The sequence below is a fragment of the Streptomyces incarnatus genome, from assembly GCF_001027185.1.
GTDB classification, from domain to species: domain Bacteria; phylum Actinomycetota; class Actinomycetes; order Streptomycetales; family Streptomycetaceae; genus Streptomyces; species Streptomyces puniciscabiei.
On the sequence record NZ_CP011497.1, the window covers coordinates 3,577,131 to 3,593,863 of the forward strand.

Sequence of the window (16,733 nt, forward strand, 5' to 3'; positions counted from 1 at the left end):
CGACCTCAACGGAGGAGAATCATGCACATTGTGCTCGCTAATGTGCCGTGGAGTCCGATCGGGTTTCCATCCCTGGCACTCGGACTGCTCAAGAGTCTTACGCTCAAGGAGTTTCCCGACGCCCAGGTCGACGTGGTGTACGGAAATCTCGACTTCGTGGACTGGATCACCTCGCGCCGCCCCGACTTCAGCTACGAGGACTACCGCTACTACGACCTCGAAAGCTGCTACATCGGCACCGGCGACTGGGTCTTCTCCTCGGCCCTCTACCACGACCCGAAGTGGAAGGTACCGGAGTTCCTGGAGAAGTTCGGCCCCCAGGCGGCGCTCGACCCCGGGCAGGACCTCGCCCACGGAACGACCGTGGAAAGCCGGACGCAGACCACGCTGTGGCTCCACGAACACGTCGAGGAGTTCACCGACGAACTCGCCGAGCGCATCGCCTCCGGTGAACCCGACGTCGTCGGCTTCACCACCACGTTCCAGACCCTCACCGCGTCCCTCGCGGTCGCGCGGCGCCTCAAGGAACTGTCCCCCCGGACGGTGACCGTGTTCGGCGGCGCCAACTGCGAAGGGCCGATGGGCGAGGCGCTGCACCGCAACTTCGGCTTCATCGACTATGTGGTCCGCGGTGAGGGCGAGTTGGCCTGGCCGGGTCTGCTGCGCTCACTGCGCGAGGAGCCGGCCTTCGAGGCCGTCCCGGGTCTGTGCTGGCGGGACGAGAGCGGGACCTCGGTGTTCAACGCCGTGAGCACCAAGCCACTGCCGCCGGCCGCGATGGTCCTGCCCCACTACGACGAGTACTTCGCGCAGTTCTCGAAGTCGCACGCCCGGTTCTGGCTGGAGCCCAGGCTGGTCATCGAGAGCTCCCGCGGCTGCTGGTGGGGCGAGAAGCACCACTGCACCTTCTGCGGGCTGAACGGCGCCAGCATGATGTTCCGCAGCAAGCGGCCGGACCAGTTCATCGACGACCTCGTCACGCTCGCGAAGCGCCACAGGATCCTCGACGTGATGATCGTGGACAACATCCTGGACATGGCCTACCTGGACTCGCTCCTGCCTCATCTCGCCGAGGCCGACATCGACTTGCGGCTGATGTACGAGATCAAGGCCAACCTGCGCTACGAGCAACTCGAGATCATCTCGAAGGGCGGCGTGGTCTGCATCCAGCCCGGGGTCGAGAGCCTGAGCAGCAGGGTGCTGAAGCTCATGGACAAGGGCGTCTCCGGCTGCCTGAACGTGCGCATGCTGCGGGACGCCGAGTCGCTGGGCCTGACCGTCATCTGGGCCTACCTCTACGGGTTCCCCGGGGAGACGGACGAGGACTACGCCAAGATCATCGAGCAGTTCCCGAAGCTGCACCACCTGGGCCCGGCCGGCGGGGACGACAGGCTCGCGGTCCAGCGTTTCGCCCCGTACTTCGAGAACCCCTCGCTTGGCTTCCAGGAGCGGTGGGCGGCCTCTCAGTACGCGCTCACCTACGACCTTCCCGAGAAGGAACTGTTCGACATCGCGTACATCTTCGACGCGACGCACCGGGGCATCGGGAACGACATGGCGTGGAAACTGAGGGCCGGCCTGGACGAGTGGCGCCACCAGCACTGGCGCAGTCAGCTGTCCTACTTCGAGACCGACGAGGGCGTCACGATCACCAACACCCGGCCGGGCTTCGACTGGGACGTCGTCCAGCTCACCACCGACGTCGAGCTCGCGCTCTTCCAACTGCTCGACCAGCCGAGGACGCTCCAGTACCTCGAGCGCGAATGCTCGAAGCGGTTCGGGCAGACGGACGTCAGCGCCGTGATCGACCGGTGGATGGAACTGGGCCTGATCTTCACGGACGACGGTCGGATGATTCACGTCGTCACCAAGGACCGCAACCAGAGGTTCATGCAGATCCAGGTGGGCCAGGGGCTGTCGGCATCCGACCGCCCGTCTCCGACGCCCGTGGCGGTGTGAGAGGTGAGTGTGCACGTGCCGGCGATGAATGATGTCGCGACCGTTCCCGGTAGCGGGTTCGACGTACGGTTCAGCCTGTGGCGCCACGGTGCCCCGGGGGTACGGGCCTTGCCGGACATGCACCTCGGCGACGGCGTACTCGGCGGGGACGTCGTGGACGAGGCGCGCCGGATCCATGAGTCCGGCGCGCGGTTCGTGTCGGTCGAGCCCCTTGTCGACCTCAGTGGGCGGCCCGGGAGCGAGCACATGATCCCCGTGCTCTCCTTCATCCGCGAACTCACCGGCTACGGCGTGGAGGTGGACTGGCGGGCGCGCCTGGCGTCGGACGGCCCGGTGTGGTGGGTGTTCAGCCACCTCTTCCCCCCGTCGGTCCTGGAGGGGCCGCGCGGTGACGAGGTGCTGGCCGTCTGGCGGGCGAGGTACCACGTCGGCCGGTGCTTCTTCCGCCGGGGACCCGGATTCCTGCAGATCAGGGACCGGCGCCACGCCGGCTTGCGCCGGCTCACGGTCTCGGACGGCGCCCTTGTCTCCGCGATCGACTCGTTGCTGGCCGACCGCGGAGCGGACTCCATGCCGGACCAGGCGATGTCGGTGTTCGAGAAGCAGCACCTGGTCGTCCGGATCGGCGGCGGTGTGTGGTGGGCGCCGTACCGGCTGAAGCGCTGGGCGTTGCCGGCCTGGGAGGTGTGAGAAACGTGTACCTCCGACGTGTCCGGTGAACCGGCGCACCTCGATTCGTCAGTGGTGATCGCCGCCGTGTGCGGTGGTCACCACTTACCGAGCGACGTCGAGGAACCGAGTGTCCGGGGGAACTGAGGCGCTCACCGGTTGGCGGCGAGATTCCTGTCGATCCTCTCGTGCAGCGCGATGCCGAGGGAAACGGACACGTTGAGGGACTCGGTCGAGCTCATCATGGGGATCGAGACCGAGGCGGAAGCCGCTTCCTCGAACAGATCGGAAGGCCCACCCTTTTCGCTGCCGAACAACAGGGCCAGCCGGTCGGGGCTGTTCCCGAGTTCCTTCACGGACATGTCGCCGTCTGCCTTGAGCGTCATCAGCTTCAGACCACTGTCCCGGATGAAGGCGATGGCCTCCTCGCGACCGGAGAGAACCACGGGAAGCGAGAAGACGTACCCTCGGCTGGCTCGTTGCAGACGCCGGTCCGCGATGCTGGCGATATCACTGTCGACCAGGATGATCCCCGACGCGCCGAGCGCGAGCGACGTCCGTACGATCGCGCCGATGTTCCCGACGATCTTCACCCCGTCGAGAACGACGACGTCCCCACTCCGGCTTTCGATGTCGCTGAACCTGGCCGGACGTGGGACGCGGGCGATGCCGAACGTCTTGGCCTTCCTCTCCCCCTTGAACAACTGGTTGACGATCGACGAGTCGATGAGGCGGACCGGGATGTTGTGCCGCCTGCACAGATCCAGCAATGCGGAGGGGAAAGGGCTGCTGTCGCTGCCGTAGACCTCGATGAACTCCATCCCGGCCCCGATGCAGTGCGTGAGGGGCTCGACGTCTTCGATCAACGTGGTCTTGATGTTGGATCGAGAAGGCTTGGTGACATCGATGATCCGCTGCACCGCCGGATCGGAGGGATGTGCGATGGTGTCCAACTCAGTCATGGTCGTCCTACCGGCTGCCGTGTTCAGTGACGCGATTCCTGGGGTGTGACGCCCTACGTGGAGAAGGTCGCCTGCTGTCCGGCAGAACTCCCCGGACTTCCCCATCCGAGGCCCGCGCGATCAATCCCCGCACATGAAGTACCCGACCTAGATCATACAACGCCTGGTCGAGCGGAGCAGGCTGGGTCGCCGCGGCAGCGTTCGGTCGCGACCTTTGCCGGGGACAGCAAAGGGGCCCGTACGACCGAAGTCGTACGGGCCCCTCCGAGCCACTCAGGTCAGGTGACCCTCAAGCAAGCGGAACTTACTTGACGATCTTGGTGACCTGGCCGGCGCCCACGGTGCGGCCACCCTCGCGGATGGCGAACTTCAGGCCCTCTTCCATGGCGACGGGCTGGATGAGCTGCACCGACATCTCGGTGTTGTCACCCGGCATGACCATCTCGGTGCCCTCGGGGAGGGTCACCACGCCGGTCACGTCCGTCGTACGGAAGTAGAACTGCGGGCGGTAGTTGTTGAAGAACGGCGTGTGGCGGCCACCCTCGTCCTTGGACAGGATGTAGGCCTGGGCCTCGAACTCCGTGTGCGGGGTGACCGAGCCCGGCTTGATGATGACCTGGCCGCGCTCGACGTCCTCGCGCTTGATGCCGCGGAGCAGCAGACCGACGTTCTCACCGGCCTGGCCCTCGTCGAGCAGCTTGCGGAACATCTCGATGCCGGTGACCGTGGTGGAGGTCTTCTCCGGCTTGATGCCGATGATGTCGACGGTCTCGTTGACCTTGAGGACACCACGCTCGATACGGCCGGTGACGACCGTACCGCGACCGGTGATGGTGAAGACGTCCTCGATCGGCATCAGGAACGGCTTGTCGACGTCGCGCTCCGGCTGGGGGATCGACTCGTCGACGGCGTTCATCAGGTTGAGGACGGAGTCCACCCACTCCTTCTCGCCCTCGAGGGCCTTGAGAGCGGAGACCTTGACGACCGGGACGTCGTCGCCGGGGAACTCGTACTCGGTGAGGAGCTCACGGACCTCGAGCTCGACGAGCTCCAGGATCTCCTCGTCGTCCACCATGTCGGCCTTGTTCAGGGCGACGACGATGTACGGAACGCCGACCTGGCGGGCCAGGAGCACGTGCTCCTTGGTCTGCGGCATCGGGCCGTCGGTCGCGGCGACCACCAGGATCGCGCCGTCCATCTGGGCGGCACCGGTGATCATGTTCTTGATGTAGTCCGCGTGACCCGGGCAGTCGACGTGGGCGTAGTGACGCGCCTCGGTCTGGTACTCGACGTGCGCGATGGAGATGGTGATACCGCGCTGGCGCTCCTCGGGCGCCTTGTCGATGTTGTCGAACGGGGTGGCCTCGTTCAGGTCCGGGTACGCGTCATGCAGCACCTTGGTAATGGCGGCCGTGAGGGTCGTCTTACCGTGGTCGATGTGACCGATGGTGCCGATGTTGACGTGCGGCTTAGTCCGCTCGAACTTCGCCTTCGCCACTGGGGTCCTCCTGTGGAGTGGTTCTGTACGCCTTACTTCATCGGCGCCAGGTGATCTTTGCTGTAAAGGCCCGGAACCGGGGGCAAACATCCGGGTTTACGGCTGTTTGCCCCTTGAGGCTCCGGAGTCAAGCCTACGGCGTGTGAACGCGGTGCGTTACTCGCCCTTGGCCTTCGCGATGATCTCCTCGGCGACGTTCCGCGGAACCTCGGCGTAGGAGTCGAATTGCATCGAGTAGCTCGCGCGACCCGATGTCTTGCTGCGGAGGTCTCCGACGTAGCCGAACATCTCCGACAGGGGCACGAGGCCCTTCACGACGCGGGCACCCGCCCGCTCCTCCATGACCTGGATCTGGCCACGGCGGGAGTTGATGTCGCCGATGACCTCACCCATGTAGTCCTCGGGCGTGGTGACCTCGACGGACATCATCGGCTCGAGCAGCACGGGGCTGGCCTTGCGCGCGGCCTCCTTGAAGGCCTGCGAACCGGCGATCTTGAAGGCGAGCTCGGAGGAGTCCACCTCGTGGTACGCACCGTCGTGCAGGATCACGCGGACACCGGTCATCTCGTAACCGGCGAGGATGCCGAACTGCATGGCCTCCTGCGCGCCGGCGTCCACCGAAGGGATGTACTCCTTCGGGATACGGCCACCGGTCACCTTGTTCACGAACTCGTACGAGGTGTCGCCACCCTCGAGCGGCTCGATGCCGATCTGCACCTTCGCGAACTGACCGGTACCACCGGTCTGCTTCTTGTGGGTGTAGTCGACGCGCTCGACGGCCTTGCGGATCGTCTCGCGGTAGGCCACCTGCGGCTTGCCGACGTTGGCCTCGACCTTGAACTCACGGCGCATACGGTCGACCAGCACCTCGAGGTGCAGCTCGCCCATGCCGCCGATGATGGTCTGGCCGGTCTCCTCGTCCGAGTGGACCTGGAAGGACGGGTCCTCCTCGGCCAGGCGCTGGATCGCGACGCCCAGCTTCTCCTGGTCGCCCTTCGACTTGGGCTCGATGGCGACCTGGATGACCGGCGCCGGGAAGTCCATGGACTCCAGGATGACCGGGTTCTTGTCGTCGGCCAGCGTCTCACCGGTGGTGGTCTGCTTCAGGCCCATGACGGCGACGATGTCGCCGGCGCCCACCGAGTCGATCTCCTCACGCTTGTTGGCGTGCATGCGGTAGATCTTGCCGATGCGCTCCTTCTTGCCCTTGACGGAGTTCAGCACCGAAGAGCCGGACTCCAGGCGGCCCGAGTAGACCCGGACGAAGGTGAGCTTGCCGAGGTGCGGGTCGCTCATGATCTTGAACGCCAGCGCGGACAGCGGCTCGTCGTCGGACGGCTTGCGCTTGACGACCTCCTCCGGGTTGCTGACCGAGTGGCCCTCGATGGCCTCGATGTCAACCGGGGAAGGCAGGTAGCGCACGACCGCGTCGAGCAGGGGCTGGACGCCCTTGTTCTTGAACGCGGTGCCGCAGAACACCGGGGTGACCGTGGTGCCCTTGGACTTGCCGGACGCGATGGTGATACGACGGATCGCGGCGTACAGCTGCTCCTCGGAAGGCTCCTCGCCCTCCAGGTACAGCTCCATGATCTCTTCGTCGTTCTCGGCGACGGCCTCGACCAGCTTGCCGCGCCACTCCTCGGCCGCCTCGGTGTGCGTGGCCGGGATGTCGACGACGTCGTACATCTCGCCCTTGGTCGCCTCGGCGGACCACACGAGCGCCTTCATGCGGACCAGGTCCACGACGCCCTTGAAGTCGGCCTCGGCACCGATCGGCAGCTGCATCACGATCGGCTGAGCGCCCAGGCGGTCAGAGATCATGTCGACGCAGCGGTGGAACTCGGCACCGGTCCGGTCGAGCTTGTTGACGAAGCAGATACGCGGAACGCCGTAGCGGTCCGCCTGACGCCACACCGTCTCGGACTGGGGCTCGACGCCGGCGACGCCGTCGAACACCGTCACCGCACCGTCGAGCACGCGCAGGGAGCGCTCCACCTCGACGGTGAAGTCGACGTGACCCGGGGTGTCGATGATGTTGATGGTGTGGTCGACGTTCTCCAGCGGCCAGTGGCAGGTGGTGGCAGCAGAGGTGATCGTGATGCCACGCTCCTGCTCCTGCTCCATCCAGTCCATGGTGGCAGCGCCGTCGTGGACCTCACCGATCTTGTACGAAACGCCGGTGTAGAACAGGATCCGCTCGGTGGTGGTCGTCTTGCCCGCGTCGATGTGGGCCATGATCCCGATGTTGCGGACCTTGGCCAGGTCAAGTGAAGTGGTAGCCATAAGGCTTCAGTCTTCTCTCGGTCTCGATGTGGGTAGCGACTACCAGCGGTAGTGCGCGAAGGCCTTGTTGGACTCGGCCATCTTGTGCGTGTCCTCGCGCTTCTTCACGGCCGCACCGAGGCCGTTGGAGGCGTCGAGAAGCTCGTTGAGGAGACGCTCGGTCATGGTCTTCTCGCGACGGGCGCGGGAGTAACCGACCAGCCAGCGCAGCGCCAGGGTGTTGGCACGGCCGGGCTTGACCTCGACCGGCACCTGGTAGGTGGCGCCACCGACACGGCGGGACTTGACCTCGAGGGTCGGCTTGATGTTCTCGAGAGCGCGCTTCAGCGTGACGACCGGGTCGTTGCCGGTCTTCTCGCGCAGGCCCTCCATGGCGCCGTAGACGATGCGCTCGGCGGTGGAGCGCTTGCCGTTCAGCAGCACCTTGTTGATCAGGGAGGTCACCAGAGGAGAACCGTAGACCGGGTCGATGATGACCGGGCGCTTCGGGGCGGGGCCCTTACGAGGCATTCTTACTTCTCCTTCTTGGCGCCGTAACGGCTGCGAGCCTGCTTGCGGTTCTTGACACCCTGGGTGTCGAGCGAACCGCGGATGATCTTGTAGCGAACACCCGGCAGGTCCTTCACACGGCCGCCGCGCACGAGCACGATGGAGTGCTCCTGCAGGTTGTGTCCCTCACCCGGAATGTAAGCGGTGACCTCGATGCCGCTGGTCAGACGCACACGCGCGACCTTGCGGAGGGCCGAGTTCGGCTTCTTCGGGGTGGTCGTGAACACACGCGTGCAGACGCCACGACGCTGAGGGGAACCCTCGAGTGCGGGCGTCTTGTTCTTCTCGACCTTGTCCTGCCGGCCCTTGCGGACCAGCTGCTGGATCGTAGGCACTACTTCTCCGGTTTCTGTGTGCCGATGGGTACAGCTAACCTGGAACGTCGCCGACCCACGCGGTCGGGTGTGTCGAATCCGGCGGACTCCCGCCGCTAGGCGAAAAGAGCACAGATTACGGTGGCCGCTCAGGGCTCGCCGTACGGTCTGAAGGCACGCACGAGAGCCAGGGCACACCCCAGGCACAAGGTCTGAGCGTACCTACCTCATTCGCTGTGGTCAAAACAAATGGACCGCGCCCCGCAGTACCGGTTCCCCCGTGTCAAGCCCCTACACCGTGGATGATCTTCGATTTCACATTCCGCACACGCGGAAGCGGCTGTACGGGCCCGAGCGCCTCCCTGCGGCCCCGCCGGGCCACCGTGGCGCCGCCGGCCCCCTGAGGGGCCACAGAAGCCGCAGAAGGACGCCGAAGGGCGGTCACCCCGCAATGGGGTGACCGCCCTTCGGTTCAAACCGCTCGCTTACTGGTTGTACGGACCGTAGTCGTAGTCCTCCAGCGGAACGGCCTGGCCGGAGCCGGTGCCGAACGGCGAGTAGTCGATGTCGTCGTAGCCGACGGCCGAGTACATCGCGGCCTTGGCCTCCTCGGTCGGCTCGACCCGGATGTTGCGGTAGCGGGACAGGCCCGTACCGGCCGGGATGAGCTTACCGATGATGACGTTCTCCTTGAGGCCGATGAGGCTGTCGGACTTGGCGTTGATCGCCGCGTCCGTCAGGACTCGGGTCGTCTCCTGGAAGGAGGCGGCCGACAGCCAGGACTCCGTCGCCAGCGAGGCCTTGGTGATACCCATCAGCTGCGGACGGCCGGAGGCCGGGTGACCGCCCTCCTGGACCACACGACGGTTCTCGGTCTCGAACTTCGAGCGCTCGACCAGCTCGCCGGGCAGCAGCTCGGCGTCGCCGGACTCGATGATCGTCACGCGGCGCAGCATCTGCCGGATGATGATCTCGATGTGCTTGTCGTGGATCGACACACCCTGCGAGTTGTAGACCTTCTGGACCTCGCCGACCAGGTGGACCTGGACGGCACGCTGGCCCAGGATGCGCAGCACGTCGTGCGGGTTGGTGGCACCCACGGTGAGCTGCTGGCCCACCTCGACGTGCTCGCCCTCGCTGACCAGGACCTTGGCACGCTTGGAGATCGGGTAGGCCGTCTCGTCGCTGCCGTCGTCCGGGGTGACGACGATCTTCTTGGTCTTCTCGGTCTCCTCGATCCGCACGCGGCCGGAGGCCTCGGAGATCGGGGCGACACCCTTCGGGGTACGGGCCTCGAAGAGCTCGACGACACGCGGCAGACCCTGGGTGATGTCGTCACCGGCCACACCACCGGTGTGGAAGGTACGCATCGTCAGCTGGGTACCGGGCTCACCGATGGACTGGGCGGCGATGATGCCGACCGCCTCACCGATGTCGACCAGCTTGCCGGTGGCCAGCGAACGGCCGTAGCACATCGCGCAGGTGCCGACGGCGGACTCGCAGGTCAGGACCGAGCGGGTCTTGACCGTCTCCACGCCGTGCTTGACCAGCTCGTCGATGAGCACGTCGCCGAGGTCGGTACCGGCCGGGGCCAGCACCTTGCCGTCGACCACGATGTCCTCGGCGAGGCAGCGCGCGTACACGGACGTCTCGACGTTGCCCGTCTTGCGCAGGACACCGTCCTCGCCGCGCTCGGCGATCGCCAGCTTGAGGCCGCGCTCGGTGCCGCAGTCCTCCTCGCGGATGATGACGTCCTGCGAGACGTCGACCAGACGACGGGTGAGGTAACCCGAGTCGGCGGTACGCAGGGCGGTGTCCGCCAGACCCTTACGGGCACCGTGCGTGGAGATGAAGTACTCCAGCACGGACAGACCCTCACGGAACGAGGCCTTGATCGGACGCGGGATGGTCTCGTTCTTGGCGTTCGACACCAGACCACGCATACCGGCGATCTGACGCATCTGCATCATGTTGCCTCGTGCACCCGAGTTCACCATCATGAAGATCGGGTTGGTCTTCGGGAAGTTCTCGTTCATCGCCTCGGCGACCTCGTTGGTCGCCTTGGTCCAGATCGCGATGAGCTCCTGCGTGCGCTCGTCCTTGGTGATCAGACCGCGCTCGTACTGCTTCTGGACCTTCTCGTCCTGCGCCTCGTAGCCGCGGACGATCTCCTTCTTCGCCTCGGGCACGACGACGTCGGAGATGGCCACGGTGACACCGGAACGGGTCGCCCAGTAGAAGCCGGCCGCCTTCAGGTTGTCGAGCGTCGCCGCCACGATGACCTTCGGGTAGCGCTCGGCGAGGTCGTTGACGATCTCGGAGAGCTGCTTCTTGCCGACCTCGTAGTCGACGAACGGGTAGTCCTCGGGCAGCAGCTCGTTGAAGAGCGCGCGGCCCAGCGTGGTGTTCAGCCGGAAGCTGTCACCCTGCTGCCACTCCGGCTCGCCCTCCTCGCGCGCCGGCGGGGTCCAGCCGCGCGGCGGGATGGTGCCCACCGGGAAGCGGATGTCCACGCGCGACTGCAGCGACAGCTCGCCGGCGTCGAACGCCATGATCGCCTCGGCCACGGACGCGAACGAGCGGCCCTCGCCCTTGACGTCACGCATCTCGCCGTCGGTGGTGAGGAAGAACAGACCGAGGACCATGTCCTGGGTCGGCATCGTCACCGGACGGCCGTCGGCCGGCTTGAGGATGTTGTTCGAGGACAGCATCAGGATGCGGGCCTCGGCCTGCGCCTCCGCGGACAGCGGCAGGTGCACGGCCATCTGGTCACCGTCGAAGTCCGCGTTGAACGCGGTGCAGACGAGCGGGTGGATCTGGATGGCCTTGCCCTCGACCAGCTGCGGCTCGAAGGCCTGGATGCCGAGGCGGTGCAGGGTGGGAGCACGGTTCAGCAGGACCGGGTGCTCGGCGATGACCTCTTCGAGGACGTCGTACACGACCGTGCGGCCGCGCTCCACCATGCGCTTGGCGCTCTTGATGTTCTGCGCGTGGTTCAGGTCGACCAGGCGCTTCATCACGAACGGCTTGAACAGCTCCAGCGCCATCGCCTTCGGCAGACCGCACTGGTGCAGCTTCAGCTGCGGGCCGACGACGATCACGGAACGCGCCGAGTAGTCGACACGCTTGCCGAGCAGGTTCTGACGGAAGCGGCCCTGCTTGCCCTTCAGCATGTCGCTGAGGGACTTCAGCGGGCGGTTACCGGGACCGGTCACCGGGCGACCGCGACGGCCGTTGTCGAAGAGGGCGTCAACGGCCTCCTGGAGCATGCGCTTCTCGTTGTTCACGATGATCTCGGGCGCACCGAGGTCGAGAAGCCGCTTCAGACGGTTGTTGCGGTTGATCACACGGCGGTACAGGTCGTTCAGGTCGGAGGTCGCGAAGCGGCCACCGTCCAGCTGCACCATCGGACGCAGGTCCGGCGGGATGACCGGAACGCAGTCCAGGACCATGCCCTTGGGGCTGTTGGACGTCTGCAGGAACGCGGAGACGACCTTCAGGCGCTTCAGGGCACGGGTCTTCTTCTGGCCCTTGCCGGTGCGGATGATCTCGCGGAGCTTCTCGGCCTCCTCCTCCAGGTCGAAGGACTCCAGGCGCTTCTGCAGCGCCGCGGCTCCCATCGAGCCGTCGAAGTACGTGCCGAAGCGGTCACGCAGCTCGCGGTAGAGCAGCTCGTCGCCCTCGAGGTCCTGGACCTTGAGGTTCTTGAACCGGTTCCACACCTCGTCGAGGCGGTCGATCTCGCGCTGCGCACGGTCGCGCAGCTGCTTCATCTCGCGCTCGGCACCCTCGCGCACCTTGCGGCGCACGTCGGCCTTGGCGCCCTCGGCCTCCAGCTCGGCCAGGTCGGACTCGAGCTTCTTGGCGCGGGCCTCCAGGTCGGCGTCCCGGCGGTTCTCGATCTGCTGGCGCTCGACCGAGACGTGCGCCTCCAGGGAGGGCAGGTCGCGGGTACGGCGCTCCTCGTCGACGTACGTGATCATGTACGCGGCGAAGTAGATGACCTTCTCGAGGTCCTTCGGCGCCAGGTCGAGCAGGTAGCCCAGGCGCGACGGAACACCCTTGAAGTACCAGATGTGCGTGACGGGCGCGGCCAGCTCGATGTGGCCCATCCGCTCACGGCGCACCTTGGCGCGCGTGACCTCGACGCCACAGCGCTCGCAGATGATGCCCTTGAAGCGGACGCGCTTGTACTTGCCGCAGTAGCACTCCCAGTCCCGGGTAGGACCGAAGATCTTCTCGCAGAAGAGTCCGTCCTTCTCGGGCTTGAGGGTGCGGTAGTTGATGGTCTCGGGCTTCTTGACCTCGCCGTGGCTCCACTGACGGATGTCGTCAGCGGTGGCCAGGCCGATCCGGAGCTCGTCGAAGAAGTTGACGTCGAGCACTATGCGTCAATCCCTCTCAGGGTCGAAAGTCTTTGGTCTGAAACGGGGGCCTGGGGGTCGGCGGGGGCCTCACGGTGATGAGGCCCCTGCCGGACTCCCGTCAGACCTCTTCGACGCTGCTCGGCTCGCGCCGGGACAGGTCGATTCCGAGCTCCTCCGCAGCGCGGAAGACGTCCTCGTCGGTGTCACGCATCTCGATGGACATACCGTCGCTGGACAGCACCTCCACGTTCAGGCAGAGCGACTGCATCTCCTTGATGAGCACCTTGAAGGACTCGGGGATGCCGGGCTCGGGGATGTTCTCGCCCTTGACGATGGCCTCGTAGACCTTCACGCGGCCGGTGACGTCGTCGGACTTGATGGTCAGCAGCTCCTGGAGGGCGTACGCGGCGCCGTAGGCCTCGAGTGCCCACACCTCCATCTCGCCGAACCGCTGGCCACCGAACTGCGCCTTACCACCCAGCGGCTGCTGGGTGATCATCGAGTACGGACCGGTCGAGCGGGCGTGCAGCTTGTCGTCGACCAGGTGGTGCAGCTTCAGGATGTACATGTAGCCGACCGAGATCGGGTCCGGGAACGGCTCACCGCTGCGGCCGTCGAACAGCCGCGCCTTGCCGGACGGGAGCACCATGCGCTCGCCGTCGCGGTTCGGGATGGTGTGCTGCAGCAGACCCGCCAGCTCGTCCTCACGGGCACCGTCGAAGACCGGGGTCGCGACGTTGGTGCGCGGGGCGACCTGGTCGGCGCCGATGGCCTGCAGGCGCTGGGCCCACTCGTCCGCGAGGCCGGAGACGTCCCAGCCGCGGCTGGCGAGCCAGCCGAGGTGGATCTCCAGGACCTGTCCCGGGTTCATTCGGGACGGCACACCCAGCGGGTTGAGGATGATGTCGACCGGGGTTCCGTCCTCGAGGAACGGCATGTCCTCGATGGGCAGGATCTTGGAGATGACACCCTTGTTGCCGTGCCGGCCGGCGAGCTTGTCACCGTCGGTGATCTTGCGCTTCTGCGCGACGTAGACGCGGACCAGCTGGTTCACGCCCGGCGGCAGCTCGTCGCCCTCCTCGCGGTCGAAGACGCGCACGCCGATGACCTTGCCGGTCTCGCCGTGCGGCACCTTCAGCGAGGTGTCACGGACCTCACGGGCCTTCTCACCGAAGATCGCGCGCAGCAGGCGCTCCTCCGGGGTCAGCTCCGTCTCACCCTTCGGGGTCACCTTGCCGACGAGGATGTCGCCGGCGATGACCTCGGCACCGATGCGGATGATGCCGCGCTCGTCGAGGTCGGCGAGGACCTCCTCGGAGACGTTCGGGATGTCCCGGGTGATCTCCTCGGGGCCGAGCTTGGTGTCACGGGCGTCGACCTCGTGCTCCTCGATGTGGATCGAGGAGAGGACGTCGTCCTGCACGAGGCGCTGCGACAGGATGATCGCGTCCTCGTAGTTGTGACCCTCCCACGGCATGAACGCCACGAGCAGGTTCTTGCCGAGGGCCATCTCGCCGTTCTGGGTGGCCGGGCCGTCGGCCAGCACCTGGCCGGTGATGATCCGGTCGCCCTCGTTGACGATGACCTTCTGGTTGACCGAGGTGCCCTGGTTGGACCGGGAGAACTTGGCCAGGCGGTACGTGATGTACGTGCCGTCGTCGTTGGCGGTGGTGATGTAGTCCGCGGAGACCTCCTGGACCACACCGTCCTTCTCGGCCTTGACCACGTCACCGGCGTCGACGGCGGAGCGGTACTCCATGCCGGTGCCGACGAGCGGGGCCTCGGACTTAATCAGCGGCACGGCCTGACGCATCATGTTCGCGCCCATGAGGGCACGGTTGGCGTCGTCGTGCTCCAGGAAGGGGATCATGGCGGTCGCGACCGACACCATCTGGCGCGGCGAGACGTCCATGTAGTCCACGTCCTCGGGGCCGACGTAGTCGACCTCGCCGCCACGGCGGCGGACCAGCACGCGGGCCTCGGCGAACCGCATCTCGTCGTTCAGCGGCGCGTTGGCCTGCGCGATGACGAAGCGGTCCTCCTCGTCGGCGGTCAGGTAGTCGACCTCGTCGGTGACCTGGCCCTCGACGACCTTGCGGTACGGCGTCTCGATGAAGCCGAACGCGTTGACGCGGCCGTAGGAGGCGAGCGAGCCGATCAGACCGATGTTCGGGCCTTCCGGCGTCTCGATCGGGCACATGCGGCCGTAGTGCGAGGGGTGCACGTCACGGACCTCGAAGCCGGCCCGCTCACGGGAGAGACCACCCGGGCCGAGGGCGTTCAGACGACGCTTGTGCGTCAGCCCCGACAGCGGGTTGTTCTGGTCCATGAACTGCGACAGCTGCGAGGTGCCGAAGAACTCCTTGATCGACGCCACGACCGGGCGGATGTTGATCAGGGTCTGCGGCGTGATCGCCTCGACGTCCTGCGTGGTCATGCGCTCGCGCACGACACGCTCCATACGGGCGAGACCCGTACGGACCTGGTTCTGGATCAGCTCACCGACGCTGCGGATACGGCGGTTGCCGAAGTGGTCGATGTCGTCGGTCTCGACCATGATCGTGCGGCCGGACTCGGCCACCGTCTCGGTCTCGCCGGCGTGCAGCTTCACCAGGTACTTGATGGTGGCGATGACGTCGTCGGTGGTGAGCACGCCGGCGTCCAGCGGCTCGTCCGCACCGAGCTTCTTGTTGACCTTGTAGCGGCCGACCTTGGCGAGGTCGTAGCGCTTCGGGTTGAAGTACAGGTTCTCCAGCAGCGTCTGCGCGGCCTCACGCGTGGGGGGCTCGCCCGGGCGCAGCTTGCGGTAGATGTCGAGCAGCGCGTCGTCCTGGCCCTGGGTGTGGTCCTTCTCCAGGGTGGCGCGCATGGACTCGTACTCGCCGAACTCCTCGAGGATCTGCTCGGTCGTCCAGCCGAGCGCCTTCAGCAGCACGGTGACCGACTGCTTGCGCTTGCGGTCGATGCGGACACCGACCATGTCGCGCTTGTCGATCTCCATCTCCAGCCAGGCGCCCCGGGACGGGATGATCTTGGCGGAGAAGATGTCCTTGTCGGACGTCTTGTCGATGGTGGAGTCGAAGTAGACACCGGGGGAACGGACCAGCTGGGACACCACGACACGCTCGGTGCCGTTGATGACGAAGGTGCCCTTGTTCGTCATGAGCGGGAAGTCGCCCATGAAGACCGTCTGGGACTTGATCTCACCGGTCTCGTTGTTGGTGAACTCGGCGGTGACGAAGAGCGGGGCGGCGTACGTGAAGTCGCGCTCCTTGCACTCGTCGATGGAGTTCTTCGGCGGCTCGAAGCGGTGGTCCCGGAACGTCAGGGACATCGACCCGGAGAAGTCCTCGATCGGGGAGATCTCCTCGAAGATCTCCTCCAGACCGGACTTGGTGGGGACGTCCTGACCGTTCTCCAGAGCCTCCTCGACCCGACTCTGCCAGGCGGTGTTGCCGAGCAGCCAGTCGAAGCTCTCGGTCTGCAGCGCGAGCAGGTTCGGAACCTCGAGAGGCTCCTTGATCTTTGCAAAGGAGATGCGCAGCGGGGCGGTGCTGGCGCCGTTGTTCATATTCGCGGTCGAGGCATTGCGCGAGGCGGCCAAGAGGGGGTCCTTCCGAGGGCTCGGACTCACTACGCGCGTGCCGGCCCCTCTCCCGTACACAGAGACAGAAGCCCCAGGTCAAGGTGGCTTTTGTCGTCAGTGCTCGAGTGAGGGCAGACCCCTGGTGACGGGCAGGGGGCAGCTAACAGGCAGCGCAAAGGGTCAGTGTAGCCACTTGGCACACTGATGTCCAGTGCGGGTTTGTCGAGACCCTCGCTGTGCTCACCGCTCTTGTCAACGCCCTCGGCATGCTGCCCTCAACGCACGTTGATACTGCCCTCTTCGCCGTCGATCCATGCCTCGGATTCGGATCCTTGTGACGACGCGTCCTGAGAATTGCGCGCTGCGTGCGGTTCGTCAAGGGCTCCCTTGCGGGAACCGGGGATCCGGAGACACGGCGAAGATCACCTTACCCCTCACGAACACAGGTGCAAGGCAGCCCACTCCGGGCCCCGGGGAACGCCGAAGGGCGACCACCCGGATGGATGATCGCCCTTCGGTGCGTTCGCGTTACAGCCCTAGGAGGCC

Annotated in this window: 9 protein-coding genes; 2 read left to right on the top strand and 7 right to left on the bottom strand. The window is 66.0% G+C overall.

Annotation, left to right across the window (positions count from 1 at the left end):
* The first annotated feature begins 21 nt into the window (after positions 1 to 21).
* Together ABB07_RS15885 and ABB07_RS15890 are read left to right on the top strand one after the other, a co-directional pair.
* Complete coding sequence (locus ABB07_RS15885; protein ID WP_244189382.1) at positions 22 to 1,959, top strand: RiPP maturation radical SAM C-methyltransferase; 1,938 nt, start codon at positions 22 to 24, stop codon at positions 1,957 to 1,959.
* Between the two features lie 117 nt (positions 1,960 to 2,076).
* On the top strand, positions 2,077 to 2,649 hold the full coding sequence (locus tag ABB07_RS15890) for a DUF5825 family protein (RefSeq protein ID WP_244189768.1): 573 nt from the start codon (positions 2,077 to 2,079) through the stop codon (positions 2,647 to 2,649).
* Positions 2,650 to 2,780: 131 nt separating this feature from the next.
* On the opposite strand, the gene nshR is transcribed toward ABB07_RS15890, so the two are convergent.
* From nshR to rpoB, 7 genes are all read right to left on the bottom strand, one after another.
* Positions 2,781 to 3,590 carry an NshR/TsnR family 23S rRNA methyltransferase gene (gene nshR, locus ABB07_RS15895; protein WP_208899319.1) on the bottom strand — a complete coding sequence of 270 codons (810 nt, stop codon included), beginning with the start codon at positions 3,588 to 3,590 and terminating at the stop codon, positions 2,781 to 2,783.
* A 304-nt stretch (positions 3,591 to 3,894) separates the two neighbouring features.
* Positions 3,895 to 5,088: an elongation factor Tu gene (gene tuf / locus ABB07_RS15900; protein ID WP_208899320.1), complete on the bottom strand. Its 1,194-nt coding sequence runs from the start codon at positions 5,086 to 5,088 to the stop codon at positions 3,895 to 3,897.
* Between the two features lie 156 nt (positions 5,089 to 5,244).
* Complete coding sequence (gene fusA, locus ABB07_RS15905; protein ID WP_208899321.1) at positions 5,245 to 7,371, bottom strand: elongation factor G; 2,127 nt, start codon at positions 7,369 to 7,371, stop codon at positions 5,245 to 5,247.
* Positions 7,372 to 7,410: 39 nt separating this feature from the next.
* Positions 7,411 to 7,881, bottom strand: a complete 471-nt coding sequence (gene rpsG / locus ABB07_RS15910) for a 30S ribosomal protein S7 (protein ID WP_055706461.1) — start codon at positions 7,879 to 7,881, stop codon at positions 7,411 to 7,413.
* 2 nt (positions 7,882 to 7,883) lie between these two features.
* The gene (rpsL, locus tag ABB07_RS15915) at positions 7,884 to 8,255 is read right to left on the bottom strand and encodes a 30S ribosomal protein S12 (protein ID WP_003948652.1); all 372 of its coding nucleotides are present in this window, start codon (positions 8,253 to 8,255) and stop codon (positions 7,884 to 7,886) included.
* 464 nt (positions 8,256 to 8,719) lie between these two features.
* Positions 8,720 to 12,619 (bottom strand): DNA-directed RNA polymerase subunit beta', encoded by a 3,900-nt coding sequence (locus ABB07_RS15920; protein ID WP_208899322.1) that lies wholly within the window; start codon positions 12,617 to 12,619, stop codon positions 8,720 to 8,722.
* Between the two features lie 100 nt (positions 12,620 to 12,719).
* Positions 12,720 to 16,205 (bottom strand): DNA-directed RNA polymerase subunit beta, encoded by a 3,486-nt coding sequence (gene rpoB / locus ABB07_RS15925; protein WP_208899323.1) that lies wholly within the window; start codon positions 16,203 to 16,205, stop codon positions 12,720 to 12,722.
* Between the last annotated feature and the right edge of the window lie 528 nt (positions 16,206 to 16,733).